This is a genomic window from Companilactobacillus nantensis DSM 16982, from assembly GCF_001435815.1.
In the GTDB taxonomy this organism is placed as follows: domain Bacteria; phylum Bacillota; class Bacilli; order Lactobacillales; family Lactobacillaceae; genus Companilactobacillus; species Companilactobacillus nantensis.
Window position 1 is genome coordinate 1 of record NZ_AZFV01000078.1, and the last position, 1,081, is coordinate 1,081.

1 protein-coding gene is annotated in these 1,081 nt (G+C 37.9%); it reads right to left on the reverse strand.

Going from position 1 to position 1,081, the window contains the following annotated elements:
• Positions 1 to 839: N-acetylglucosamine-6-phosphate deacetylase (gene nagA / locus FD31_RS13760; RefSeq protein WP_057893331.1), on the reverse strand; the 839-nt coding region annotated here is incomplete at its 3' end.
• Positions 840 to 1,081: the final 242 nt, after the last annotated feature.

Here is a 1,081-nt window from a genome sequence, read left to right on the forward strand (position 1 = left end):
CCAGCACGCATACAGTCAGTAATTAGGGCAACGTGTTCTGCACCCTTCTTTTCAACAACGATTCTTGCTGCAAATGGGTTAACGTGGTGTCCATCACAGATTAATTCGTCATCAACTAAGTGCATTGAAAGAGCTGCACCAACCATACCAGGCATTCTGTGGTTCAAACCACTCATACCATTGTATGTGTGTGTAAATCCTGTAGCACCAGCTTCAACACAGGCTTTAGCTTGTTCAAATGTAGCATCACTGTGACCTAAGTAAACAGCAACGTCATCAGAAGCAACAGCTTTTACGAATTCTGGGGCACCCTTTCTTTCAGGAGCGATAGAAATCTTCTTAATCATACCGTGAGCAGCTTCTTGCCAGTCTTCGAATTCTTCAGCATCAGGATCTCTGAAGTACTTAGGGTTTTGGGCACCCTTGTGTTTTTCTGTATAGAAAGGTCCTTCAAAGTGAATACCTTGAATCTTAGCACCAGTGGCTTTCTTGTAGTTGTCACCGATTGTTTGACAGATATGTTTTAGTTGATCGTGTGAAGCTGTCAAAGTTGTTGGTAACCATGAAGTTACACCAGCTTTAAGCAAACCTTCTGACATTTCGTTCAACTTTTCAAAGTCGTCATCCATAACATCATGGCCAACAAGACCGTGAATATGTGTATCAACAAGACCTGGGGCAATAAACTTGTCTGAGTAATCAACAATTTTGCCTTCTGGCTTCTTTTCATCAGCAGTAAAGAATTTACCAAACTTACCGTCATCAGTAACTTCTAGATAGCCACCGTTTTCAGTTGTGTTTTTTAAAAAGAACTTCTTAGCATGAATATAATATGACATTTTCTAGTCTCCTTACTAATTTTAACAATTTCATTATAGCATTAAGTAATGGTCTATACCAAGTGCAATTATAAATTTTCCTATGAAAGACTACTTTAATTAGTGCTCGAAACTGTAGAACTCTTTGTATCACGCTTACATGGTAACAAAGATTTGTATTTTTAGTTGGATAATTTAAAGGTTTTTGAGATGACAAAAAAGATGTTAGGATTTTATTCCGGTACTGCAACTATTTTTTGAGA